The sequence below is a fragment of the Streptomyces sp. NPDC037054 genome (assembly GCF_055606745.1).
This window is the reverse complement of sequence record NZ_JBVJSJ010000011.1, coordinates 261,578-286,806: the sequence shown is the minus strand read 5'-3', so window position 1 is coordinate 286,806 and position 25,229 is coordinate 261,578. Positions and strand designations below refer to the sequence as shown.

The following is a 25,229-nucleotide window of genomic DNA, read 5'->3' as shown; positions in this document are numbered from 1 at the left end:
CCGTGTTCAGCGCTGTCGCGCACAGGGCACCGGGTCCTCCGCCGCGGGCATCGACGCGGGGGATGCGGCGGAGGAGTCGGCGGGGCGCCGCCGGAAGATGCTGTGCAGGATCATGCTGAACACGACCGTCCCGTCCGGGGCCACCAGCTCGCAGCGCGGCTGGACGATGCCGGTGGTGGGGCTGCCGAGCGAGGGGCGCGAGCCAAGGATCTCCACGCGCGCGTCGAGGACGTCGCCGGGCCGTACGGGCCGGTGGTAGCGGACCTCGTCGATGCCAGGCGAACCGACGCAGGCGCTGTAGGCGAGGAGTCCGTCGACGTAGCGGCGCATGAAGAGCGCCGAGGTGTGGAAACCGCTGGCGATCAGCCCCCCGAAGGGCGACTGCTTCGCGCGCTCCGGGTCGGTGTGGAAAGGCTGGGGGTCGTAACGCCGCGCGAACTCCAGCACCTCCTCCTCGGTGACGGTGACGGTGCCCAGCTCGTGGATGTCACCGGTGCGGAAGTCCTCGAAGAAGTAGCGCATGACGCCCCCAGGAGCCGGAGAGAAGACCCTTCTGACACACCCCAATCTACGAACCAGTCGTTTATTTTGTCAATCCAAATCTACGACCCACCCAAAGCTTGTTCGATGTCCTGCCAGAGATCGTCCGGGTGCTCGATGCCGACCGACATCCGCACCGTTCCCTCACCAATGCCGGCTGCTGCCAGGGCTTTTGACCCCAGCTCCCGGTGCGACGTGGACGCCGGGTGTGTGACCAGCGTCTCCACCCCGCCCAGCGAGAGCGCGAGCCGGGCGAGCCGCACCCTCTCGATGAACGCGCGGCCGGCCGCCCGCCCGCCGGCGACCTCGAACGAGACCATGCCGCCTCCGCCCGACAGCACCTTGCGCGCCAGGTCGTACGACGGATGGCCGGGCAGCCAGGGCCAATTGACGGCGGTCACCCGCGGGTGCTCGGCGAGCCTCCCGGCCAGCAGTTGCGCGCCGGCGCAGTGCTGTTGCATTCGCAGCGGCAACGACGGCAGCCCTCGCAGGGTCAGCCAGGCAGCGAACGGATCGGCACACGCGCCGAGTTCGACGGTGCGCGGCCACACCCGGTCTCGCAGCTCCTCGTCGGCGAAGACCGCCGCCCCGCCCACCACGTCGGAGTGGCCCGCCAGATACTTGGTCGTCGAGTGCACGACCACGTCGGCGCCGTGTTCGAGGGGACGGCACAGCACGGGCGAGGCGAGCGAGTTGTCGACCACGCTCATCACGCCGTGTCGCCCAGCGGCGGCCAGCAGGCCCGGGAGGTCGGGCACTTGGCCGGTCGGGTTGGCGATGGTCTCAAGGTGCAGCACCCGCGTGGTGGGCCGCACGAGCCGTTCGAACTCGCCCACGTCGTCACCTCGTAGGTAGTCCACGTGAATCCCGTAGCGGGCGGAAAGGTCGGAGAGCACGGCGTAGGTGCCGCCGTACAGGCAACGCTGAGCGAGCACGTGGTCGCCCGGCCTCAGCAGCGACAGCAGCATGCCGCTGATCGCGCCCATTCCGGACGCGAAGGCGATCGTCGCGGCACCGCCCTCCAGCGCGGCGAGCGTCCGCTCGAGTGCCCTCACGGTCGGGTTGCCCCGCCGGGTGTAGACGTACGGGCCGTCCGGCCCCGCCATCGCGTCGGCCAGCGCGTCGGCGGACGCGAAGGCGAAGGCCGAGGACTGGAAGATGGGGACGCTCAGCGGCTGGCCGGAGCCCGGCACCGGTTCGGTCAGGGCATGCACGGCACGGGTCTGTATGTCCATGACTGGTGCTCCTCTGCACAAGAACGCAGGGCCGCCCGAGACCCCGGTTGCCCGGGACCGGACGGCCCTTCGGAGATTCCTCTTGTCCTGCTGTCCTGGTGGACGTGTGCTTGATCGCACCTCCACCCGCCCGCCGGGCGCTATACGCCGGCGCGCTCGCCCTGCGCCGTCGGCGACGCATCGGGCTGCACTCCCGCAGCCGCCTTGTCGCCCCGCATGAACAGCAGGGTGAGCAGACCGCCCGCCGCCGCGATGACCGCGGCCCAGATGAACGCGGCACTGAATCCGTCGGTCAGCGCGGGCAGGTCGCCCAGCTCGCCGGCGCCCTGCGACGTGGCCACTGCGGTCAGTGCGGCGAGGCCCAGCGCGGAGCCGACCTGGTAGGTGGTGTTGACGATGCCCGACGCCAGACCCGCCTGCTCCTGCGGAGCCCCGGACATCGCGGCCATCATCGCCGGGATGTAGGCCAGCGACATACCGAGTGCGGCCACCAGCGAGGCCGGCAGGACGTCCACCACGAAGGTGCCGGTGGGCTCCACCGCGGACAGCCACAGCAGTCCGGCCGCGAGGACCAGCAGACCGCCGCCGATCAGCGGCTTGGCTCCGAACTTCGCCAGCAGCCTGGCAGTGATCGCCGTCATGAAGATCATCAGCAGGCCGGTCATCGGCAGCAGCGCGGCACCGGACGCGAACGCCCCGTAGCCCAGCACCTGCTGGAGGTACAGGTTGAGGAAGTACCACATGGGAATCCACGCGGCGCCGAGCAGGGTCATGGCCAGGTTGGCCGAGCCAAGACGCGGGACGCGCCAGATACCGAGCGGCATCAGCGGCTCGCGCACCGTCTTCTGGATCACGAAGAAGAGCACGAGCAGCGCCGCGGCGCCGGCCAGCTGGAGCACAGTGCCGGTGGAGGTCCAGCCGACCTCGGGCGCCCGGACGATGGCGAACACGGCGAGCGCGAGACCTGCCGTGACAGCGGCCGCCCCAAGCACGTCGACGGAGCCGCGACGGCTGCCGACGGCCGGCAGGAGCTTGGTGGCGGCGAGAGTCGCGACACCGATCGGGACGTAGATGATGAAGATCCACGGCCAGCTGAGCCACTCGGTGAACACCCCGCCGAGGAACACACCGGCCGTACCGCCTGCGGGAGCGGCGGCGCCGTAGAGCGCCATGGCCTTGCCGAGCTCCTTCGGGTCGTGCGCGAACAGCATCATCAGCAGCGTCATCGCCGAGGGTGCGATCAGGGCACCACCCACACCCTGGACAGCCCGGCCGGCAACCTCCACCCAGGCGGTCTGCGCGGCGGCGGCGACGACCGAGCCGGCGATGAGCACGACCCACCCGGTATTGAAGACCTTGCGTGCACCGAGCAGGTCGGACAGGCGTCCGCCGAGCAGCAGCAGCCCGCCGAAGGCGATGACGTACGCGTTGAAGACCCACTGCAACTCACCCTGCGAGAAGCCGAGGTCCTTCTGCATCTCGGGGAGCGCCACCCCGATGATTGACGTGTCCATGATGACCATGAACTGGGCGGCGGCGAGCACGACCAGCGCCCACCAACGCCGGGGATTGACGGCAGACATGGAATTCACCCCTTCACATATACCCCTGGGGGGTACCCAGTGACTGCACCGTAGCATACCCTTGGGGGGTATGTAAGTGGGGAGCGGCAGGCCGGTTGGCGGCGGGCGGGATGGGCGTGGTTCGTCCGCGGCTGGGAGACACAGGTCCGGGCAGAGATCGCGGGGTCGCGGGAGGAAGCCGAGCGCTCGCCGGGCTCGCGCGAGAGGCCGTTCGTCGATCATCAGGACCATCCCGCAAGGCATCACGAGCGCCCGGCGCTCGACAAGCAGGTTCCAGTGCCCTCGTGGCAAAGGAGGCGGCCGACGAGCCGTACTGCCGCACAGATCCGAAAGACTCCCGCCAGTAGTGGGATCCATCTCCACCGCGCTCGTCAACGCGCGGTGGGGGGAGGCGCACTGTTTTACGCCCGAACGATGGGTTTACCCACGGGATCCCCACGGGGGCCGATCAGGATGACAGCGACATATGCAAGCCTCGAGTCGAGGCCCTTCCCGCGATCCCCTACGGAATCAGAACGGGAATCCCTCATCGATTCATCGGTGGGCGCCGCGACGCTTGCTTGCCTTGGTTCTCCAGCTTGAACTCGGTTTCTGAGTTGGTTCTCTTTTGCCAGTGGCGGTGGCGGCCTTCGACAGTCATTCACTCACCAGGCCACCCCAGACGCGACAAGGGGAATCAATGACGTCCTACGACGGTGCAGAACCGGTGATCTTCCCAGCCGGCGCCACGACGCAGACCAGCGCCGCAGAGGCCGCGAGAGACGAGTGGGATGCCGTTGTCGTCGGCGGCGGCATGGCAGGTTCCATCGTCGCCGATCAGCTGAGCCAGGCGGGCCACAGGGTGCTGATTGTCGAAGCCGGCCCCGGCAAGGACCTGGACCTCGCCGAGTACGAGTCGTACCTGTCGCGGTTCTACGGCGCGGTCGTCAAGGACAACCAGTCTCCGTACCCGTTCAACCCGAACGCCCGGATGCCCAGGAGCACCGACACCATGCCGGTGCGTCCGGACACGCCCCGGGACGACTTCTACCTCGTGCAAAAGGACAAGTACTGCACGGACACCACCTTCACCCGGGTCCTCGGCGGCACCTCCATGCATTGGGAGGGGAAGGCGCTCGCATGCTCCCCGAGGACTTCGATCTGCGTACCAGGTACGGCCAGGGCCTGAACTGGCCGCTCAGCTACGACGACCTGGAACCGTACTACCGGCAGGCCGAGGCCGAACTGGGCGTAGCCGCCGAAGTCGAGGACCAGGCATACCTGGGAATGCACTTCCCCGAGGGATACGTGTTCCCGATGCACCGCATGCCGCCGTCCTATCTCGACCAGACGGTCGCCCGAGGCGTGGACGGCATGCGGGTCAACCTGGCGGACGACGATTACACCCTCCGGGTACGGAGCTTCCCGCAGGCCCGCAACGGCGTGCCGAACGCCGCGTACGACGGCGGAAAGGGCTTCGTCCCGGTCGGCGCGGTGAGCACCAGCCAGGTGGAAGAGGGCGAGCGTTGCCAGGGCAACACCAACTGCGTCCCGATCTGCCCCGTGCAGGCCAAGTATCACGCGGGAAAGACGCTGACCAAGGCGCTCCGCAAGGGCAACGTCAAGATCGTGACGCAGGCCGTCGCGTCCAAGGTCGAGATCAACGAGCAGGACCGACGGGTGACCGGGATCACCATCAAGAACTACCAGTCGCTCGACTCCGACAGGTACGAGACGTACACGGTGAGGGGCGCCGTCTACGTTCTCTGTGCGCACGCCATCGAGAACGCCCGGCTCATGCTGGCCTCCGGCATGCAGCGGATGAGCCGCAGCAAGCTGATCGGCCGCAACCTGATGGACCATGCGTACCTGCTGTCCTGGGGCCTGCTGCCCGAGCCGGCCGGCACGATGCGGGGCACGTCCTGCACGAGCGGAATCACCGACCTGCGCGGCGGGCGATTCCGCGGAACCCAGGCCGGATTCGGCGTGGACATCCACAACGACGGCTGGGGGTGGGCAACCGGCTCGCCCTACAAGGACCTGGTCGAACTCGTCGACGAACAGGGCCTGCGCGGGGCGGAGTTGCGCAGGACACTCGGGAACCAGATCTCCCGGCAGCTTCTGCTGGCCTTCATGATCGACCTGCTGCCCGACACGAGCAACACGGTCACCGTGGACGACCGGTACAAGGATGCCATCGGCAACGTGAAACCGGTCGTGTCGCTCAAGATCCCGCCCTACACCATGCGGGGCGCCGCGTTCGCCCGCAAACTCGCGACCGACATCTTCAAGAAGCTCGGCGCCGAGGATCGGACCGCGTACGACAAGGACCACTACAGCGCCGTCGAGCACGACGGCCAGTGGTACAACATCGTGGGCGGCAACCACCTCGCGGGCACCCACATCATGGGAACCGACCCGGCGAACTCGGTGGTCGACCACACCCAGCAGTCGTGGGACCACGACAACCTCTACCTCGTCGGGCCCGGCAGCCTGCCCTCGATCGGGACTTCCAACATCAGCCTGACCATGGCGGCGCTCGCCTTCCGCAGTTCGACCCACATCGCCAGGTACCTGCGTGCCGCGAAGGCGCCGGCCACTGTCCGCAGTTAGCCGGCCAACAGATCGACGGGTCGAACCCGACACCGCGTCACCGCCACCGCCCACGATTGGGGGACCATGTCCGTTTCAGAATCAGAGCCGTCCCGGGGCTCCAGGATCCAGACCGTCGAGGAGCTGCACGCGTACCTCTACAAGGGGCTCCAGCTGGAGCACGCGACGCTCCCGCCCTACCTGACCGCCCTCTACTCGCTGCATCCGGGGAAGAACTCGGACGCCTGGCACGTCATCAGGGTCGTGGCCGTCGAGGAGATGCTGCACCTCACCCTGGTCGCGAACGTCATGAACGCCGTGGGCGGGACGCCCGACCTCACCAGGCCCGGCTTCGTGCCGAACTATCCGACGCGCCTGCCGTGTGGTCCGGACTACTTCAAGGTGCATCTGCGGCCGTTCTCGCCCGAGGCTCTCGAGACGTTCCTCTCGATCGAGAAGCCCGCGCCGGCACCCAGCGAGGAGGACAGGTTCGTACCGATGGACTGGGCGGCCCTCGGACTGACGTCCGACGGCGCGGTGCCGCCGTCGGAACAGCTGGCGGAACTCGAGGAGTCCGGCACCGTCCTCGGCCTCGTCCCCGGAGAGCCCACCCAGCGTTTCTCGAGCATCGGTGAGTTCTACGAGGAGATCATCCGGGGCATCAACCACCTGGAGGACCAGGCCCGCAGGGCGGGGAAGACGATTTTCACCGGCGATCCCGCACGCCAGGTGACCCCCGAGTACTTCTACTCCGGTGGCGGCGATGTGATCAAGGTGACCGGTCGCGACACCGCGGTCGCGGCGCTCAGCCTCGTCGCGGAGCAGGGTGAGGGGCTGTACGGCGGCATCTACGACAGCCAGGACGAACTCGCCCACTACTACAGGTTCCAGCAGCTGGAAAAGGGGAGGTACTACCAGAAGGGCGATGAGCCGGGCGAGCCTTCCGGCCCGGATCTGACCGTCGACTGGGATGCCGTCTATCCGGTGAAGCCGGACATCAAGCTGGCGGATCTCGCGAGCGACCCGGAAATCCTGGCGGCGGCCAAGGAATTCAATCAGTCCTACGCCACCTTCCTGACCAATGTCAATCTGGCCTACAACGGTCAGCCCGACCTGCTGCTCAAGGCGGTCTGGGAGATGTTCCGCATTCGCGACAGCATGAACCGGCTCATCCGCAACCCGCTCACAGGGCATCCAGGGGCGCACGCCGGCCCGACATTCGAGATCTAGGCCGTCGAAGGAGGCGGGATCATGACACAAGGAACGACCACGGAAGAGAAGCTGCGCGCATTCGTGAAGTTCTCTGCCACCGTGACCGGGTTCAGCGAATTCGACCTGTGGGGAACCGGTCAGGCGGAGGCGTACTACGAGACTGTCGTGGATCAGGAAGGGCCGGATGCGATCCAGAAAGTGATCTCTTCCGACCCCTCCGCCGACCTCGCCGATCCAGTCGTGAAAAGCATCATCAAGCTCTGGTACGTCGGCGTCTGGTACGGCCCGGAACTGGCGGGACGCGTGGACGTGGCGGCCTGGACGGCGCCCGGACGCAGCGGAGCGAAGCCCGCCGTCCCGCACGCCGGAGACGGACGCAAGCCCCTGTTCGTCGTCTCCCCCGACGCCTACACCGAGGGACTGCTGTGGCGGGCGATCGGTGCCCACCCGTCCGGCGCGAAGGCGCCGGGCTACGGGTCGTGGGCCAATCCGCCCACGTTCGAGCCTGTTCCACCTGACGGCCCGACAGGTCAGCCGGGCTGACGGACCTCTCTGGTGAACCGGCACTGCCGCCGCACCCCGCCCCGCCCCGACCTGCTCTTCAGGGGGCCGGGGCGGGGTGCGGCGGTGATGGGGCTCAGGTGGCGGGGACGGTGTCCTCGAAGGACGTGCCGGCCGAGCGGTACGCGGCGATCTTCGCGTTGACCTGGGCGGGGGTGAGGACCTGGTCCTTGACGTGGAGGACGTAGTCGACCTGCTCCTCGTACGCCCTCGGGGTGGTGGACGTCTGGCCGGCGAGGTCGATCAGCCACTGGTTGAAGTTGATCGACATGGGCCGCTCGGGCAGGTAGGCGGCGTCATGGGTGCCGAAGAGCGTGCCGTCGACGTAGTACTTGATGGTGCTGTCGTCGATGGTGAGGACGAGGTCGTGCCAGCCGGCGAAGCTCTGCCGGCTCTCGGTGTGCTGGTTGACCGCCTGCCAGGGGTCCGGGTTGTAGGTCTCCCAGGACGTCACGTAGAGGATGTTGGCGGGCTCGCCCCAGCCGCCGTTGGGGAGGTACTCGAAGTCGTACTCGGCGTAGTCGTCCGCCATCGGGGCCTTGAGGTCGTTGATGGTGAAGAAGGTCTGGACGAGCCGGTCGCCGTCGGGGCCCGACTTGGGGGCGTCGCTGAAGCGGACCCGGGCGGCGTAGGTGCCGTTCTTGAACTTGGTCGCCTTGGTGAGGATCTCGGTCTGCTCGGTGGTGGCGGCGGTGCCTGCCGTGGAGGTCTCCATGGTCATCACGGTGTTGCCGTTGCTCGTGGCGAACGTGATGTTGGAGGGGTCCCAGGTGGCGCCGGGGACGCCGGGGCCACCGGAGTTGGAGCGTACGCTCCAGCCGTTGGCGGAGATCCTCGGGTCGGTGTGCGAGGTGTAGCTGAAGTCGTCCCACAGGGTGCCGGCGGAGCCGCCGGGCGGGGGCGTGGTGGGCGGCGGGTCGGTGGGAGTGGTGCCGGCCGGGGCGGTGCCCCAGGCGAGTTGCCCGGCGCGGGTGGCGGTGACCTTGGCCCAGTCGCCGTAGGTCGTGCGGGCGGCGTCGAACGAGTAGTCGTCGCTCTGGCGCAGCGTCTGCCAGCTGGACTGGTAGAAGCGCAGCTGCATGTCGCCGGTGTCGGCGCCCGGGGCGAGGGAGCCGGCGCCTGAGGTGAAGCCGATCTCCAGGTAGCGGTCGGCGGTGTCGGTGGGGTTGGCGAGGGTGCCGAAGGTGCCGGTGATGTTGGCGCAGCCCTTGGCCGCCCAGGAGCAGGCGAAGCGGTAGGTGGCGCCGGGCGAGTCGGCCTTGAAGTAGTAGCGGAGCTTGACCTCGCTCAGGGGCAGGGCGGTGGCGCCGGTGTTCTTCACCTTGAACCAGGGTTCGCTCTGGTCGGCGGTGGCGCCGGTGGCGCTGGTCCGGTACTGCACCGACAGCCCGCCCGCGGCCGTGGCGGTGCCCGGCAGGGCGACGAGGGCGGCGGCTCCGAGGGTGCCGGCGAGGGCCGTGGCTACGGCGGCGCGCAGGCGGTTGCGGTGCCGCCCGTCCGGTCGGTTGTCCTTGCTGGTCACAGTGGTGTCCTCTCCGTGGTTTCGTGCGCTGGGTCAGGTGTTCGTGCGCAGTGGTCGGGTTCTGGTGCGCTGTGGTCGGGTCTTCGTGCGCAGTGGTCGGGTTCTGGTGCGCTGGTGGTCGGGGCTTCGTGCGCTGGTCATGTGGAGGGCGCCGTACTTGCAGGCGCCGCCCTGGGCGGCGGCGCGGTCGTGGGGTGGTGACGGCGGACGCCGAGCGCGTCCAGCCGTGTGGTGTGCGCGGTGAGCCTGGTGGTGAAGTCCGCCCAGGTGGTGTCCCCGGTCCAGGCCCGGTCGGCGAGTGCGCACAGCCGGGGGTAGGCGAGGCGGTCGAGGTCCGCGGCGGTGGGGGCGAACTCGGTCCAGATCTGGGCCTGGGTGCCGAGGACTTGGCCGCCGCCCGGGGCGGGCGCCTGCGGTTCCGGGTCCCCGGCGTGGACGGTGCGCAGGTCGACGGTGGGGCCGGGCTGGACCGGTGTGCCGTCGGGGTTGTCGTCCTGGGCGTAGTCGAGGTAGGTGGTGCGGTGGTGCGCGAGGACGACGTCGTGGCCGCGGCGCAGGGCGTCGGCGGCGTGGGCGGGTTCGCGCCAGCTCATCACGGTGAAGCCGGGCGGGAGCGCGGTGTCGGTCTCGGCCCAGCCCACGGGGCGGCGGCCGTGTTCCGTGAGGTAGGCGCCGGCCCGGCCCAGGAGCCAGCCGTGCAGGGCCGCGGGGCCGGGCAGTCCCTCCGCGGCGGCGCGGGCCCGGGCGGCGGGGCTCCGCTCCCACTCGGTGGTGGGGCACTCGTCGCCGCCGAGGTGGACGTACGGGGAGGGGAAGATCTCCATCACCTCGCCGAGGACGGCGTACAGGAAGTCGAGGACCTCGTCGTGGACGCCGAGGACGGTGTCGCAGACGCCCCAGCGGGTCCACACGTCGAGGCTGCGCTCCGGGTGGTTGCCGAGGTGGGGGTAGGCGGCGAGGACGGCGCGGGCGTGTCCGGGCATCCCGATCTCGGGGACGACGCGAACGCCGCGGCGTGCCGCGTAGGCGACGAGGCCGGTGAGTTCGGCGCGGGTGTACGCGCCGCCGTGCGGGCGGCCGTCGAAGCCGTCGGCGGCGTCGGGTCCGGTCATCGACTGGGCCCGGTGGGCGCCGACCGTGGTCAGGCGGGGGTGACTGGCGACGGGCATGCGCCAGCCCTGGTCGTCGGTGAGGTGGAGGTGCAGGACGTTGAGTTTGTGGAAGGCGAGCAGGTCGACGTGGCGGCGGAGGGTGGCGGCGTCGTGGAAGTGGCGGGCGACGTCGATCATCAGGCCGCGCCAGGAGTGGTGGGGGACGTCCGTGATCTCGGTGCAGGGCAGCTCCCAGCGGGCGGGGCGGGCCCCGGTCGGGGCCGGCACGAGCGCCCGGGGCGGCAGGAGTTGGCGGAGGGTCTGGACTCCGCGGAGCAGCCCGGTGGGATGGGCGGCGCGGAGCAGGACGGAGTGCGGGGAGACGGTCAGTCCGTACCCCTCCGGCCCGAGGCCGCGCAGTCCGGGGTCGACGGCGAAGGTGACGTCGCCGGCGGGCGAGGGGGTCAGGGGCAGGCCGGTGGCGGGGGCGAGGAGGTCGCGCAGCAGGTCGGCCGCGGGCTCGGCGCCGGGCGTGGCGCGGATCGTGGTGGCGGCGTCGAGGGTGAAGTGGCCCGAGCGCAGGGAGAGTCGGGTGGGCCGGGGCAGCAGGGCCTGTTCGCGGCGGGGTGGGAGCACGGGTGGGTGGCCTTCCGGGAGAGGGCGCGTGCGGGGAGGTGGCTTGCGTCCGGTGGGTCTCCGGGTGACGGGGGCGAGGGCGTCAGCCCTTGACGGCGCCGGAGGCCAGGCCGGAGGTGACGTGCCGCTGCAGGAGCAGGAAGACGGCGAGCGCGGGCAGGGCGAAGAGGGTGGAGGCGGCCATCGTGGCGCCCCAGTCGGTGCCGAAGGTGTTCTGGAACGAGGAGAGCCAGACCGGGAGGGTGCGCTGGTCCTGGTTCTTGATGATGAGGAAGTTGGCGTAGGCGAACTCGTTCCAGGCGGTGATGAATCCGAAGAGCGAGGTGGCCATCAGGCCGGGCGCGAGCAGCGGGAAGGCGACCCGACGGAAGGCGCCGAACCGGGTGCAGCCGTCGACCTGCGCGGCCTCCTCCAGTTCGGGCGGGACGGTGGCGAGGAAGCCGCGCAGCACGATGATGGTGAAGGGCAGCGTGATCATGAAGTAGACGAGCGTGAGGGTGGCGAGCCGGTCCAGCATGTCGGTGTCGCGGGCGATGATGTAGATCGGGATGATCAGGGACTCCCACGGCGCCATCTGGGCGAGGAAGACGGCGAGGACGAACTGGCGGCGGCCCTTCCACCGCATCCGGGCCACGGCGAAGGCGGAGCCGAGGGCGACGAGCAGGGACAGGAGCACGGCGCCGGCGGTGACCAGGAGGCTGTTGCGCCAGAACTGGGCGAAGCCCTCCGAGTCCACGGCGGTGCGGAAGTGCTCCAGCGTCCAGGTGCGGGGGACGAACAGCGGGTCGGGTGACTGGATGTCCGGCGAGGGTTTGAAGGCCGTGGTGGCCATCCAGTAGACGGGGAAGAGGCAGACCAGCACCGTCAGTGCGGCGCCCGCGTGGAGCGGGAGACGCCGCAGTCGGCGGACGGTGCGCTTCCGGGTCGTGCCGCCGGCTCGGCTTGTGCGGCTCAACTCTCGTTCTCCTGTCGGAACATCTGGCGGAAGTACAGGACGAGGACGCCCGACATCAGGACGACCGTGATCACCGAGGCCGCCGAGCCGAGGTCGTAGCGCTGGCCGGAGAGGGCGGTCTGCACCGCGTACACCGGCAGGATGGTGGTGGCGTCGCCGGGGCCGCCCTTGGTCATCACCCAGATCTGCACGAAGGCCTTGAAGGTCCAGATCACCTCCAGGCAGAGCACGAGCATCACGATCGGCCGGATCATGGGGAAGGTGACGGAGCGGAGGACCCGCAGGGCCCCGGCGCCGTCGATCCGGGCGGACTCGCGCAGTTCGGCGGGGACCGTGGTGAGCGCGGCGTACAGGGTGATCGCGGCGAACGGCACCGACTGCCACACGATCAGGGTCACCAGGATGGCGAAGGCCGCGGTGCCGTTGGCGAACCAGGGGTAGCGCTCGAAGGACTCGGCGCCCAGGGCGGTCAGGGCCCAGTTGACGACGCCGAACTCGGAGTGGAAGAGCCATTGGAAGACGGTGGTGGCCGCGACCACCGGCATCGCCCAGGCCAGCACGAGCGCGCTGAGTACGGCGGCCCTCCAGACCTTGCCGAGCCGTTCGGTCATCAGGGCCACGAGCAGGGCGATCACCATGATGAGGACGACGTTGACGGCCATGAAGAGGAAGGTGCGTCGCACCACCGTCCAGAACCGCGGGTCGGTCAGCAGGGTCCGGTAGTTGTCGAGCCCCACGAACTTCGCGTCCCCGGCGATGAGTTCGCGGAGCCGGAAGTCCTGGAAGGAGATCAGGACGGCGCGGGCGAGCGGGTAGACCAGCAGGTAGAGCATGCCGCAGACGGCGGGCGCGACGAGCAGGTAGGGCCAGGGGTCGCGGCCTCCGGCGGGGGCGGGGCGGCCGGTCGGCGGGGCAGGGGTCCGGGCACGGGTGGGTCGCGGGGCGGAGCGCTGCTCGGTGACCGGCACGGCTCCTCCTCTCGTACGGGGGTGGCGGCTGTGGGCGGTGGAGGCGTCGGGCGGGCGTCGACCCGCACCGCGCCGCCGGCCGCTGCCTCGGTCTTCCGGGCCCGGTCGGAGTCGGGTCCGGAGGGGACCCGGTCCGGAGGGGACCCGGTCCGGAGGGGACCCGGTCCGGAGGGGGCCCGGTCCGGAGGGGGCCTGGATCACCTAGGGGTCCGGGCCCCGGGGGGATCCGGGTCCGGCGGGAGCCCAGGTCCGCCAGGGGCTCGGATCCGCCAGGGACCCTGGGTCACCTAGGGGGTCCCGGGCCCGGTGGAGGGCTGGGCGCGGGACGCGGCTCCGGGCCCGTCAGGACGCGCTGTTCATCGCCCGGGTGATCTCCTCGGACGCCTTCGCCGCCGCCTGCTCCATGTCGCCGCCGGTGAGCACGGCGGTCATGTAGTCCTTGATCGGGTTCTCCGCCTCCACGGCCGCCCAGCCGGGCGTGTTCGGCGTGGCGCGGCCCTCGGCGGCGCCGACGGCCATGGCCGCGGCGCCGGGGTCGGAGGCCACGGCCGCGGCGAGGGACGTCTTGTTCGGCACGTAGCTCATGGCGCGGGCCAGCTTCTTCTGCCAGGCGTCGCCGGTGAGTTCCTCGATGAACGTGTAGGCGGCGTCCTGGTGCCGTGAGGCGGCCGGGATCACCAGGTCGGAACCGCCGGTGAAGACCGCGCCGGGCCTGTCTGCGGTCTTGCCGGGAATGGGGAAGAAGCCGAGCTTGCCCTTCAGATCGGGGTTCTTCTCCGCGACGACGCCCGCGGCGCCGGGGACCGCGATGATCTGGGCCACCTTGCCCAGGGCCATGACCTCGGCCTGCGGGGGATTGGCCTCGTCGGCGTCCTTGGGTGCCTTGCCCAGCGCCTGGAGCTTCTTGTAGAAGGCCATGCCGGCCAGGGCCTCGGGGGTGTCCAGGGCCCCCTTCCACGTCTCGCCCTCCCGGACGGCGAGGTCTCCGCCTTCGTCCCAGATGAAGCCGGCGAGGGCGTACCAGGTCTGGCCGGTGAGGTAGATGCCCTGCGTGCCGTCCTTGTTCAGCTTCCGCGTGGCGGCGGTCCACTGGTCCCTGGTCCTGATCGCGGCCGGGTCGAGACCGGCCCGCTGGAAGAGGTCCTTGCGGTAGACCACGACCCGGTTGGCCGCGTAGTACGGAATGCCGTACTGCCTGCCCTCCCAGGCACCGGGCTCGGCGAGACCTTTGAGCCAGGTGTCGCCGCCCAGGTCGGCCTTCTTGTCGGTGAGGTCGAGCAGTCCGCCGCTCTGGGCGTACTGGGCGACCTGGGTGTTGCCGACCTCGATGACGTCGGGCGCGTCGTTGCTCGCCAGCGCGGCCGTCACCTTCTGGCCGATGCCGTCCCACTCCTGTATCTGCACCTTCAGGTCGATGTCCGGATGCGCCTCGGCGAACGCCGCGGTGAACTCCTGCTGGAAGGCGGCGGAGACGCTGTCCCGCATCAGCCATACGGTCAGCTCGGCATCGGCGCCACCGCCGGTGGCCTCGTCGGAGCCGCCGGAGCAGGCGCCGAGCGTGGCGGTCAGGATCAGGACGGACGCACCGGCGAGCAAGCGGAACTTCACGGTTCACCTCGAAGAGCTCAGGGATGGTGCGGACGGGGACAGCCTCAGGAGCTGACCAGTTGGGCCACTGGTCAGGTGACCTGTCGATGAGGGAAGAAGTTGGCATGGACCAATGCGGTCGTCAACCCCCCGCGAATACCGGGGACTTCATGCAGCCGATGGGTCACAGCAGCGCAGGCCGGTGACCAATGACCGTAAACTGGTATTGACCAGTGCGGTCGTCGGCCGAGACGCCAAGGGCTGGTCACACCGATACGCGGAACCGGCGCGGAAATGAGGACGACGCGGATGGGCTACAGGAAACCGGGCGCGCCCCGGGCAGCCGGTGTCGAGTCGGAGGGGCACCGCCCCGGCAACGTGCTCAAACGTGAGCGGGTCCGTGACGCGGTGCTGGAGATGGTCGAGGAGCGCAGCCCGGGGGACGCCATCCCCTCCGAGCGCGCGCTGTGCGCACAACTCGGGGTGTCCCGGCCCACGTTGCGGTCGGCCGTGGACGAACTGGTCACCGCCGGGGTTCTCGTCCGCGAACACGGCAGGGGCGTGTTCGTCGCCCCGGAGAAGATCACCCAGGAACTGGTGCCGAGCCACCACTCGCTCAGCGTGCCCCGGGCGTCGGGGGTCTGGGCCAGCCGCCTGCTCGAGTTCGCGACCATGCCGGCGGGCGCCCGTGTGGGCCGCAGGCTGCGCCTCTCCCCCGCCGCAGAGATCGTCTACGTGGCCCGGCTGCGGCTCGTCGACGGTTCCCCCATGGCCATCGAGCACCTGCACATCCCCGCGGGGCTGGTTCCCGGCCTGACCGCCGCCGAGTTGGAGCACGGCGACCTCTACGAGCATTTGCGCACGCATCACGGCGTGCATGTGAGCGAGGCGACGCAGGCCATCGAGCCGACCGTGGTGACCCGCGCGGAGGCGGAGGTCCTGGACGTGCCGGAGCTCTCCCCGGCCCTGCTCTTCGAACGTCTGACCACCGACACCGGGGGGCGCCCGGTGGAGTACGTCCACTCGCTGTACCGCGGCGACCGCTACCGCATCGTCTCCCGCCTCACGCTCGGGGCGGACACGGCGCCGGCCGCGCGGTCCGCCGGACACCATCCCGGAATCCCGCCGGGCGACTTCCCGCACGGCGATCCGGTCACCGCGTCCACCTTGGGCGACGTCCAGGGGCAGCGCTGAGCCCAGACATGCGCGAGCCCGAGAAACCCCAGCCGGCCGGCGTGCGGCTGGGGTTCTTCGGGTGCGTCGGCGCGGGGCCGTCGCGTCAGCGTTGCAGGGTCAGCAGACCCGGGCGGTACGGGAGTTGGTCGTAGGGGCCGCCGGAGTTGGGAGCCTTGCCCTGGTAGAGGAACTGGAGGTTGCAGGGGTCGACGGTCATGGTCTGGTCGGGGTTGCTGCGGACCAGGTCACCGTGGCTGATGTCGTTGGTCCAGGTGGCGCCGCTGTTGGCCTTGCCCGCGAAGGGGTTGCTCTCGGTCGCGGCCTGCGGGGTCCAGGTGCCGTTCAGGCTGGAGGCGGTGAAGGAGCGGAAGTAGCGGCCGTTCGCGCCGATCGCCTCGACGATCATCAGGTACTGGTTCTGGCCCTGCACCTTGTAGACCTGCACCGCCTCGAACAGGTTGTTCGTCGTGTCGCTCATGATCGTCGTGTACGAGGTGCCGAAGTTGCCCGGGAAGTTCCCGATCGGCATGCTCGCGCGATAGATCTTGCCGTTGTCGCCGGCGAAGAACAGGTACATGTTCTGGCCGTCGCCGATCAGGGTCTGGTCGATCGGACCGGTGTTGGAGCCGGAGATGCTGCCGGTGAACAGCGGCTGCGGCGCGGACCAGCCGTTGGGGTTGGTGGGGTCGCTCGACGTGCGGTAGATGAAGGGCCACGCGCCCCACTGGTACGCCAGCACCCAGATGTTCTTGGGCGCGAAGTAGAACAGCGTGGGCGCCACCGCGGCCTGGTTCATCGCGTTCTGGCCGGTCGACGCCATGTCCGACCAGTTGGTGAACGGCGTGAACATCATCGAGCCGTACGACGAGCCCGAGGAGTTGGAGCCGTAGACCAGGTGCTTGCCGTTGTGCATCACGTTGGTGAAGTCCTTCAGCGACACCCACCCGTTCGCCGGCTGCGCCAGGGCGCCCGTCGACGTCCAGCGGTACGTCGACGGCAGGGAGCACGCGCCGCCCGGGGTCAGGCCGGTCCACTTCTGGCTGCCGGCACCGGTGCACGTGCGGATCTCCACCGCGGTGCCGTTGGCCGTGCCGGAGCCGGTCACGCTCAGGCACAGCCCGGACTCCACGCCGACGACCGTGCCGTCGGCGTTCACCCGCCACTGCTGGTTGGCGCCGCCGGAGCAGGTCCAGATCTGCACCTTGGTGCCGGATGTGGTGGCGTGGCCCGGGACGTCCAGGCACTTGCCGCCGTAGACGGTCAGCTGGTTGCTGTTGGTGTGCGTCCACTGCTGGTTGGTGCCGTTCCAGCAGTCGTAGATCTGCAGGGACGTGCCGTCGGTCTGGCTCGCGCCGGTCACGTCGAGGCACCGGCCCGAGCCGACCCCCTTCAAGGGGCCGCTGGAGGCCGCCTGAGCCGGTGGCGCGACGAGCAGCGCCGCCAGGGCGGCCAGGGCCGCGAGGGCGGCGGCGAGCGCCCCGGACCGATGCCTGCGGCTGAAGTTTCCACTGTGCATGCGGACTTCCCAACCTCGTGAGTGTCGTGGGCATGACATGCCAAGGAAGCGACGCGGTTCGTTCGTGATTTCGAACCTGGGTCGCAGTATCGAGCAGACTGAAGGATTGGGGATCCCGCGAGCGGCGTCAATGGTTCTCGCACGATTCGGGTGCGAGGCCGAAAGATTCGAAGAAGAGGGGGAGTTCGGAGGGGTTCTACTCCTCGCGGCTCACCTCGTGATGGCGGCCGTCCGGGCGGGGCAGGGGCTTGAGGGCGACCTCGATGCGGTGCGTGGAGTCGTGGCTGACCGTGCCCCCGAGCCGGGCCTCGACCACGCCCAGCCGCAGGCCCGCCCCGCCCTCGCCGGAGCGGTGGAACTGCACCGAGAACTCCAGGCTGACCTGCTCCACGCTGAACCGCCAGTCGCTCCGGGCGCCTTCGGTCTGGGCGCGCGCGAGTTCCGCACGGACCGCGCCGATCGCTTCCGCGAGGCCGATCGGCTCGATGTCCCTCATGTCAACACACCGCCGTCTCAGGTCACTTGGTCGGTCCAAGCCGGCCACAAGTCTAGGGACGGAACGGCGCTTTGCCCGTAGTGTGAGACGACATGGGGGAACTGCGGGCGGACTGGAGGCTCAGACTGCGGCGCGAGGACGCGCACGGCCCGGTGTGCGGTGCCGGCGTGCTCCTCGACCAGTACACGGCGCTGACGTGCGCGCACGTGGTGCGCCGTCCGGACGCCGTCATGTGGCTGGAGTTCGCCGAGAACAACGCGCTCGAACCGGTGTCCGCGCGCGTCGTGCCCGGCGGCTGGCTGCCGGACGGCGCGAGCGGCGAGGACGTCGCCGTCCTGCGGCTGGACAGCCCTCGTCCGCAGGCCCGCCCCGCTCCGCTGGAGCCCCGGCTGTGGGGCGGCATGGAGGTGTACGCCACCGGTTACGCGGAGGGCTTCGACGACGGCATGAGCCTGTGGGGACGCATCGGCGGCGCCAGCGGGGAACGGGTCCAGCTCGACGCGGTCACCAAGGCGGAGGTGGTGCGCGCCGGGTTCAGCGGCGCCGCCGTGTGCACCCGGCCCGAAGCGGGCCGTCCGACGCGCGTCGTCGGTCTCGTCGTCAGCTGGCGCGGCGACCTGGGCGCGCTGCTGCCCGAGGACAACCGGCTGTCCTTCTCGTACCTGATCCCGGTCGAACGCATCGCCGAACTTTCGCCCGTAGTGGAGGAGTTGGCGCACCCCCAGGCCTGGGACCGCGGTTTCGAGGAGCGGGTGAACCGGTGGTTCGACGACCCGGACGAGGACCCGGTGAAGATCACCGTGGTGCCTCCGGGCGGCGGCAAGGACCGTTCGCTGCGCCATCTGGCGCACCGCGCCCACGTCGTGCACCGCGGCGGCGCCAGCCGGCCGGACCTCATCGACCACGCGCTGGGCCGGATCGCGTTCCCCGCGAGTGAGTACCTGGCGTACTGGGACTGGCTGCGCGGCGCCAAGCCGCGGCCCGCGCGGGCGGCCGGCTGCGCGCCCGGCCGGCCGGTGACGGTCCTCGTCGACGGTCTTGACGAGGAGCCACGGCCCGGCGACCTGATCGACGTCCTGGTCCGGCTGCGGGTGCTCGGCTTCCGGCTGCTGCTGGTCTTCCGCCAGGAGGGCGGCCCCGGCTGGACCGCGTCCCGCGACCGGTTGCTCCAGCCCGCGCTGCTGCGGCACGCGGACACGCTGCTCGACCGGCTGGAGCGCCTGGAGTTCAGCCGGGCGGTCCTGCGCGACGTCGTCAACAGCGAGTCCCTCGGTTCGGTGACCGAGACCGCCGACCGGCACCGCACCGCGCGCCGCCTGCTCGACGACGTGCGCGACCCGCAGCAGCAACTGCCCCGGCTGCGGGCGCTGATCCGGGACCTGCGCGCCGACCTGGGACGCCATGGGCAACGGTGACGCGCCGCCTCGCGCGGCCCGGGCCGGACAGGAGGGCCCCGCGAGCACGACGGTCTGCCCGCACCGGGACTTCTCCGGGGCGCGCTGCGGCGGTGCCGTGCTGCCCACCGGCCACTGCGCGCGGTGCGGCCGGGCGAGGAACGGCCCCGGGCTGCCCGCCCTGCCCGACGACCCGCGTGAACTGGGGCCCCGTGAGCTGCTGTCGCTGCCCGAGCGGGAGCCCCGCGCCCCCGGGGAACGCCTCATCAGCCCCGCGCTGCCGCCGCGGATCCGCATGAGCTGCTCGGCCGAGGACTGCGGCGTCCCGTTCGCCCCGCCCTACACCGTGGGCCCGGTGGACACCGAGGGCTACTGCCCGGCGTGCGGCCGGCGCTACTCGTACCGGCCCGAACTCGCCGAGGGCGACGTGCTGCGCGGCCAGTACCGCATCCTGGGGCCCATCGCGCACGGCGGCCAGGGCTGGGTCTACCTCGCCGAGGACACCCATCTCGGTGACGTCGTCGCCGTCAAGGGGCTGCTCAACCGGTACGAGCACGACGGCGCCCGGCTCGCCGACGTCGAGCGCCGCAACCTGGTCGCCATCCGCCACCCGCGCATCGTGCAGATCCGCGACTTCGTCGCCCGCACCGACGACGACACCGGCCGGATCACCGGCGGTCACATCGTCATGGACGACGTCGGTGACGGCACCCTGGTGAAGGTCGTCGAGGAGGTCCGGCGCGGGGAGTCCGTCCTCGACATCGAGCACGTCGCGGCCTACGGCTGTCAGATCCTGGAAGCCCTCGCCCATCTGCACGCCGACGGCGAACGGGTCTTCGTCTACGGCGACATGAAGCCCTCCAACGTCGTGCACCACCGCGACGGCGTCAAGATCATCGACCTCGGGGGCATGCGCGAGGAGGGCCAGACCCGGCCGCCCGCGCACGTCACGCCCGACTACATGGCGCCCGAGACCGGCACCTCGGGCATGCCCACCGTCGCCCACGACCTGCACACCGTCGGCGTCACCCTGCGGGAACTGGCCCGCTGGGCCGTCACCGAGGTCCCGGGTCTCGGCATCGCCTCCTTCGAGGGCGTCGTCGAGCGCGCCGTACGGCGCGAGCCGGGGCGGCGCTTCACCGATGCCCGGGAGATGGTCGGCCAACTGCGCGGCGCCCTGCGGGAGATCCGCGCGCTGCGCGGCAAGAGCGATCCGCCGGAGCCCTCCGACTACTTCCGGCCGTCCACGCGGCTGCTCGGCGCGCGGCTGGGCACGGTGCCGGGCATCGAGCACTGGCTGGACCGCCCGCGCCGCGACCGGTACGAGCCGCCCGTGGCGCCGGCCCTCGACCCGGGCGCGCCCACGCCGGCGGAGATCGCCGCGTGCCTGCCGGTGCCGCGGCCGTACCCGGGCGATCCGCAGGCCGCGCGGTTCGAGGTGAGCAGCGGCTACGACCCGCGCCGGCTCCTCGCGCAGGAGGGCGACAAGCCCCGTTCGGTGGAGATCTGCCTGCACAACGTGCGGGTCCTGCTGGGCCGCGACACCCGGCAGGACCTGGAACTGGCCCGGGAGGAGCTCGACACGGCCGACTCCATCCCCGGTCCGCCCGCCGTGCGCCGGTGGCGGCTGGAGTGGCACCGCGCGCTGCTCGCGCTGCGCGACGCCGGTCTCGACGGCGACCGGGGACACGTCGCCGAGGCCAGGGCCCACTTCACGGAGGTCCACCACGAACTGCCCGGCGAGTACGCGCCCAAGCTGGCCCTCGCCCACTGCACGGAGTGGCTCGGCGACGACGTGGCCGAGCCGACGGCGCGGGAGCTGTACGAGGCGGTGTTCGCGCGCAACCCGGCGCACGGCGGCGCCGCCCTGGGCCTGGCCAGGCTCGCGCTGCGCGCGCACGACCGCCGGGCGGCCATCGACGTGCTCGGCCGGGTCCGGCCGGGAACCCTGGACCACACGGTCGCCCGGATCGCCTCCCTGCGCATCCGCGCGGCCCGGCTGCCCGGCGACGGCGACCCGCTGCCGGCGCCCGCCGAGGTCGACGCGGTGCTCGCCGAACTGGCGGGTCTGGTGGGCCGCAGTCCGGGTGCCGGGGAGCCGAGCCTGTCCGAGGAGGAGGCGCTGCGGCTGAGCACCGAACTCCACGAGTGGAAGCTGGACGCGGTGCACCACCTCAGCGACCGGCCCGGAACTCCCGGGCGGGGCGCCGGGCGGCTCGACACCCGCGCGCTGCGTCGACTGAGCCTTCCGGAGCGGGAGTTGCGCAGGCGGCTGGCGGCGCACTACCGGCGGCTGGCGGCCCACCATCAGGAGCCGGCCGCCGTGCTCGAACACTTCGTGGACCTCATGCACGCGATCCGGCCCCAGACCCGGTTCTGACCGCACGGCACGACAGACGGACCGGCACCGGCGGTGCCCGGCGACGGAGGTGAGGGAAACGGTGACGTACGACATGAGCAGCCCGACTCGGCAGCCCCAGCCGGGCATCCGGCTGCGCGTCGACGTCGACGTCGATCCGTACCCGCGACGGGGCGCGGAGATCGAGGCCCACCTCCAGGTCGACGTCGCGGCCGACGGGCCCCCCGACCTGCCCGCGGTCCGGCTCGCCGTGGTGATCGCGGTGGACGTCGCCGAGGCCAACCGGGCGGCCGTCCGGCACGCTCTGCCGGCGGCGCTGCGCGCCCTGCCCGACCGCGTCTCCTTCGCCGTGCTCGGCAGCGGCCCCGAGCCGGTCCGCTGTTATCCGCGGGGCGACGCCGAGTGGGCCGTCGCCGACCGGGAGGAGCGACGCCGTGCCGCCTTCGTCGCGGGGTCCCTCCCGCTGCACCGGGAGGGACCGCGCCCCGCCGGGTACGCCGTGTGGGTCGCCGCGGCGCGCGCCCTGCTCGCCGGACGTCCGGACGCCGTACGGCATCTGGTGCTGATCACCGACGGCAGCAGCGCCGCGGGCGAGACCCGTCTGGAGGCTGAACTGGACGCCTGCGCGGGGCAGTTCACCTGCCATGTGTTCGCCGTCGGCGCCGACTGGCCGCCCGATCCGCTGCTGACGCTCGCCGAACGGCTGCACGGCACCGCGGAGTTCGTGGACGACGGGCTCGGCCGGGCGATCGGCGCCGCGATCCACCGGCTGGGCCGGGTGCACACCGCCCAGTTGCCGATCGAGGTGACCGTGCGCCCCGCCGTGCGCGAGGTCTCGCTCAGCGAGAGGTCGCCCCGGCCGCACCTCCTCGGCGGGCGGCTCCTGCCCGGTCCGCCGCACCGCTGGAGCTTTCCGACGTACCAGTGGGAGGAGGGCAGGCGCGACTACCTGCTCACGCTGGTCGCCGACCCGGACACCGACCCGCTGGAGACGGAGCTGCAGTTCGCCATGGTCTCCGTCGGCGACGTCCACGTGCCCGTCACCGCCCGCTGGCGCCTTCCCGGCCAGTCCCCGCCGGACGGCCCCGCGGGCACGGGCAGCGTGCGCTACCTCCACGACACCGCCAGGATCGGGCAAGCGCTGCGCCGGGGGCTGTCCGCCGCCAACAACGGCCAACGGGAGGCCGCCGAGGAGTACTTGGGGCAGGCGGCGCGGCTCGCGGCACGGCTCGGCCAGGACTGGGCGCTGGACGTGATCCGGGAGCACGCCGACATCGAGGACTCCCCCGAGATGCGGGTCCGGCTGCGCGACGTCGACGCGGGCAGCCTCGGTCCGGTGATCCTGCGGGCCGGGTCCCGTCCCGACCGGCCGCCGGCCGAGGCCGCCGGGGCGGCGCCGGGTCCGCGGTGCCGTGCGTGCCGCCGTCCGGCCGGGAGCAAGGCGCGCTATTGCGTCGCGTGCGGAAAGGAGCTGCGGTGACGGCCGAAGCGGGCGCGTACCGGCGCCGGTACTCCCCCGCCGCCTACTGGCGCGGGCGTCTGAGCCGTTTCCGGACCCGGCGGCTGCTGGAGGTGCACCTGCTGGTGCTGTTCCTGCTGGCGGCGGTGGCGTCGACGGCGCTGTTCCTGTCCTGCCGTCAGATCCAGCAGAGCGCCGCGGCGCTCGCGGCGCGCGAGGCGCCGGCCGTGCAGGGGCTCGCCGCCACCCGGCTCGCGGCGCAGCGCGCCCACCAGGAGGCCCGGGCGCTGGTGGAGCTGAGGCTGAACGACGTCGCGGGCTCGGGCGAGACGTACCGCTCCCAGCTCTCGGCCGCCGACCAGGGCCTGTCCCGCATCGCGGACCGCACCGACCAGGACCTCGGCACGGTCAAGGGCCTGCTCGCCACCTACAGCAACTCGCTCGTCCTCGGCGCGTCCCTCTACCGCGACGACGACCTGATGCGGACGCAGAAACTGGGGGAGGCCGAGTCGTTGCTCACCCGCGCGGGAGTCGGACTCGACCCGCGTCTGGCGGATCTTCAGCGCAGGCAGCTGCTGCACGCGGAGGCCACGGCCAATGTCGGGCCCTGGCAGCGCGGCGGGTGGGTGGTCGCCGAACTCCTCTTGGCCGCCGTGGCGTTGACGCTGCTGTCGGCACTGTTCGTGCTGCGGGACCGCTGCGGACGCGACTGGAATCCGTATCTGCTCGCGGCGTTCGTGCTCACCGTGCTGCTCGCGGTGGTTCCGCTGATCACGGCGGCCGCCACCGAGCACGACCTCGGCGCGGCGGTCAGTGACCTGCGGCAGATCACCGAGGTGTCCGGGCACACCGGCCCGGAGCCGGCCGAGGCGCAGCAGCGGGTGACGGAGAAGTCGGAGGAGGTCCGGCAGCGGATGACCGACGCGGCGTGGACCGACGGGGTGTACCGGGGTGCCTTCGTCGGCAGTCTGCTGGCCCTCGCGCTGCCCGTGCTGGGGCTCGGGCTGCGCCTCGACAGCGACTACTGGAGGCGGCGGTGACCCGGCGGTTCAAGATGCTGATCCTCGCCATGGTCATGCTGCTGGTGGTGGCCGGCTGCACGGTGGTGGTGTGGGTGCGGCAGGACGACGAGGAGCCGGTGACGATCCTCGGGACGTGGACGGCCACGCAGGAGGAGCGGTTCGAGTCCCTGCTGACGGACGTCGGCATTCCGTTCCGTTACCAGGGCACCGCGGCCCAGCGGGACGTGCTGCTGTCCAAGGTGCAGTCGGGTGAGCCCCCGGACATCGTGATCATGCCGGGCATCGGTGAACTCGCCGAGTACGCCGACCAGGATCTCCTCAAACCGCTGAACGGGCTCTACGAACCGCACGAGTACGGCGCTCCCTGGCAGCCGACCGGTTCGTCCTCCGGGCACGTCTACTGGGTCCCGGTCAAGGCCGACCTGAAGAGCATCGTGTGGTACCGCGAGGGCGAGAGGCCGGCCCAATCGGTCGCCCCGCTGGGCAGTTGGTGCATGGGCATGGGCGACGACGGCGCCTCGGGCTGGCCCGGCACCGACTGGATCGAGGACCTCGTGCTGCAACGCGAGGGCCCGGCCGTCTACGAGAAGTGGGCGCTGGACGCGGGCACCACCGACTGGTGGCGCAGCGCCCCGGTGCGCGGCGCCTGGGAGGCGTGGGCCGCTCTGCTCCGGCAGGACGAGAAGGCGGCCGAGGACGCCCTGCTCACCGACCACCGGGGCGCCCCGGACGGCAAGGGGCTGCTGTTCAGCGGCCGGGAGGGGTGCGTCCTGGAGCACCAGGGCTCCTTCGCGCCCTCCTTCTACCGGGACGCCGCCGAGCGGGCGAGGATGCTGGACTCCGCCCCGTTCCTGCCCGGTGGGGGCAGCCGGGTGCGGGCGCACGAGGTGACCGGTGACTTCGCGGCGCTGTTCAGCGACCGCCCCGCCGCCCGGGAACTGATCAGGCGGCTGGCCTCCCGGGCGGACCAGCAGAAGTGGGCCGAGACGGCGGGTGTCTTCTCCGCGAACCGTGAGGTGGAGCCGAGCGGCGGCGCGAGGGAACGCGAGATCGCGCGGCGCCTCCGCTCCGGGCCCCGCTGCCTCGACGCCTCGGACGTCATGGCACCGGCCGTGCGGGACGCCTTCTACGAGGCCGTGCTGCTGACCGTCTCCCGGGCGGCCGACCGCCGGGACGTCAAGGTGCGGGAACTGCTCGACGACGTGCAGCGGGTGCAGGACGCGCACTCCGCGCGGGGCTCCGACCGGCGGACGGCTCCGAGGACGGTGTGCAGCACACGGTGAGCCGGGCGTCGGCACAGGGGGAGCCCGTGCGGCACGGTGTCAGGTCCGTGCCGCACGGGCGGC

The 25,229-nt window shown here is 71.3% G+C and carries 20 protein-coding genes; 10 read left to right on the top strand and 10 right to left on the bottom strand.

Features of this window, described 5'->3' with window-relative positions; all coding sequences use genetic code 11:
• Positions 1-6: 6 nt before the first annotated feature.
• From ACZ7D7_RS25765 to ACZ7D7_RS25755, 3 genes are all read right to left on the bottom strand, one after another.
• The gene (locus tag ACZ7D7_RS25765) at positions 7-522 is read right to left on the bottom strand and encodes a MaoC family dehydratase (RefSeq protein WP_470827275.1); all 516 of its coding nucleotides are present in this window, start codon (positions 520-522) and stop codon (positions 7-9) included.
• Positions 523-602: 80 nt separating this feature from the next.
• Positions 603-1,775 (bottom strand): trans-sulfuration enzyme family protein, encoded by a 1,173-nt coding sequence (locus tag ACZ7D7_RS25760; RefSeq protein WP_470827274.1) that lies wholly within the window; start codon positions 1,773-1,775, stop codon positions 603-605.
• Between the two features lie 140 nt (positions 1,776-1,915).
• Positions 1,916-3,358 (bottom strand): MFS transporter, encoded by a 1,443-nt coding sequence (locus ACZ7D7_RS25755; protein ID WP_470827273.1) that lies wholly within the window; start codon positions 3,356-3,358, stop codon positions 1,916-1,918.
• A gap of 679 nt (positions 3,359-4,037) precedes the next feature.
• Between ACZ7D7_RS25755 and ACZ7D7_RS25750 the strand changes: the two genes are divergently transcribed.
• From ACZ7D7_RS25750 to ACZ7D7_RS25735, 4 genes are all read left to right on the top strand, one after another.
• A complete protein-coding gene (locus ACZ7D7_RS25750) occupies positions 4,038-4,526 on the top strand; it encodes an NAD(P)-binding protein (protein ID WP_470827272.1) in 489 nt (162 codons plus the stop codon).
• Positions 4,478-5,950: a GMC oxidoreductase gene (locus tag ACZ7D7_RS25745; protein ID WP_470827270.1), complete on the top strand. Its 1,473-nt coding sequence runs from the start codon at positions 4,478-4,480 to the stop codon at positions 5,948-5,950. Before ACZ7D7_RS25750 ends, ACZ7D7_RS25745 begins: the two co-directional genes overlap by 49 nt.
• A gap of 66 nt (positions 5,951-6,016) precedes the next feature.
• On the top strand, positions 6,017-7,159 hold the full coding sequence (locus tag ACZ7D7_RS25740; protein ID WP_470827268.1) for a ferritin-like domain-containing protein: 1,143 nt from the start codon (positions 6,017-6,019) through the stop codon (positions 7,157-7,159).
• A 21-nt stretch (positions 7,160-7,180) separates the two neighbouring features.
• The gene (locus ACZ7D7_RS25735; RefSeq protein ID WP_470827267.1) at positions 7,181-7,684 is read left to right on the top strand and encodes a hypothetical protein; all 504 of its coding nucleotides are present in this window, start codon (positions 7,181-7,183) and stop codon (positions 7,682-7,684) included.
• 94 nt (positions 7,685-7,778) lie between these two features.
• Here the strand turns inward: ACZ7D7_RS25735 and ACZ7D7_RS25730 are convergent, their stop codons facing one another.
• The 5 genes from ACZ7D7_RS25730 to ACZ7D7_RS25710 form a co-directional block, all read right to left on the bottom strand.
• A complete protein-coding gene (locus tag ACZ7D7_RS25730) occupies positions 7,779-9,224 on the bottom strand; it encodes a cellulose binding domain-containing protein (protein WP_470827266.1) in 1,446 nt (481 codons plus the stop codon).
• A gap of 137 nt (positions 9,225-9,361) precedes the next feature.
• Complete coding sequence (locus tag ACZ7D7_RS25725) at positions 9,362-10,951, bottom strand: beta-N-acetylhexosaminidase (RefSeq protein WP_470827264.1); 1,590 nt, start codon at positions 10,949-10,951, stop codon at positions 9,362-9,364.
• 82 nt (positions 10,952-11,033) lie between these two features.
• Positions 11,034-11,906: a carbohydrate ABC transporter permease gene (locus ACZ7D7_RS25720; RefSeq protein WP_470827262.1), complete on the bottom strand. Its 873-nt coding sequence runs from the start codon at positions 11,904-11,906 to the stop codon at positions 11,034-11,036.
• Positions 11,903-12,874 (bottom strand): carbohydrate ABC transporter permease, encoded by a 972-nt coding sequence (locus ACZ7D7_RS25715; protein WP_470827261.1) that lies wholly within the window; start codon positions 12,872-12,874, stop codon positions 11,903-11,905. Before ACZ7D7_RS25715 ends, ACZ7D7_RS25720 begins: the two co-directional genes overlap by 4 nt.
• 342 nt (positions 12,875-13,216) lie before the next feature.
• A complete protein-coding gene (locus tag ACZ7D7_RS25710; protein ID WP_470827260.1) occupies positions 13,217-14,482 on the bottom strand; it encodes an extracellular solute-binding protein in 1,266 nt (421 codons plus the stop codon).
• 288 nt (positions 14,483-14,770) lie between these two features.
• Here ACZ7D7_RS25710 and ACZ7D7_RS25705 point away from each other — a divergent pair, with 288 nt between their 5' ends.
• Positions 14,771-15,655, top strand: coding sequence for a GntR family transcriptional regulator (locus ACZ7D7_RS25705; RefSeq protein WP_470827259.1), 885 nt, complete (start codon positions 14,771-14,773; stop codon positions 15,653-15,655).
• 85 nt (positions 15,656-15,740) lie between these two features.
• Here ACZ7D7_RS25705 and ACZ7D7_RS25700 read toward each other — a convergent pair whose 3' ends face one another.
• Positions 15,741-17,153 (bottom strand): non-reducing end alpha-L-arabinofuranosidase family hydrolase, encoded by a 1,413-nt coding sequence (locus ACZ7D7_RS25700; protein WP_470827258.1) that lies wholly within the window; start codon positions 17,151-17,153, stop codon positions 15,741-15,743.
• Positions 17,154-17,349: 196 nt separating this feature from the next.
• On the bottom strand, positions 17,350-17,649 hold the full coding sequence (locus tag ACZ7D7_RS25695) for a trypco2 family protein (protein ID WP_470827256.1): 300 nt from the start codon (positions 17,647-17,649) through the stop codon (positions 17,350-17,352).
• Between the two features lie 92 nt (positions 17,650-17,741).
• On the opposite strand from ACZ7D7_RS25695, the gene ACZ7D7_RS25690 reads away from it, so the two are divergent.
• The 5 genes from ACZ7D7_RS25690 (at position 17,742) to ACZ7D7_RS25670 (ending at position 25,166) form a co-directional block, all read left to right on the top strand.
• Positions 17,742-19,064 carry a S1 family peptidase gene (locus ACZ7D7_RS25690; protein WP_470827255.1) on the top strand — a complete coding sequence of 441 codons (1,323 nt, stop codon included), beginning with the start codon at positions 17,742-17,744 and terminating at the stop codon, positions 19,062-19,064.
• Positions 19,051-21,423, top strand: a complete 2,373-nt coding sequence (locus ACZ7D7_RS25685; protein ID WP_470827254.1) for a tetratricopeptide repeat protein — start codon at positions 19,051-19,053, stop codon at positions 21,421-21,423. The genes ACZ7D7_RS25690 and ACZ7D7_RS25685 overlap by 14 nt, the downstream gene beginning before the upstream one ends.
• A 73-nt stretch (positions 21,424-21,496) precedes the next feature.
• A complete protein-coding gene (locus ACZ7D7_RS25680; RefSeq protein WP_470827252.1) occupies positions 21,497-22,882 on the top strand; it encodes a vWA domain-containing protein in 1,386 nt (461 codons plus the stop codon).
• Positions 22,879-23,901 carry a hypothetical protein gene (locus tag ACZ7D7_RS25675; protein ID WP_470827251.1) on the top strand — a complete coding sequence of 341 codons (1,023 nt, stop codon included), beginning with the start codon at positions 22,879-22,881 and terminating at the stop codon, positions 23,899-23,901. The genes ACZ7D7_RS25680 and ACZ7D7_RS25675 overlap by 4 nt, the downstream gene beginning before the upstream one ends.
• Positions 23,898-25,166 (top strand): ABC transporter substrate-binding protein, encoded by a 1,269-nt coding sequence (locus tag ACZ7D7_RS25670; protein ID WP_470827249.1) that lies wholly within the window; start codon positions 23,898-23,900, stop codon positions 25,164-25,166. The genes ACZ7D7_RS25675 and ACZ7D7_RS25670 overlap by 4 nt, the downstream gene beginning before the upstream one ends.
• The last annotated feature ends 63 nt before the right edge of the window (positions 25,167-25,229 follow it).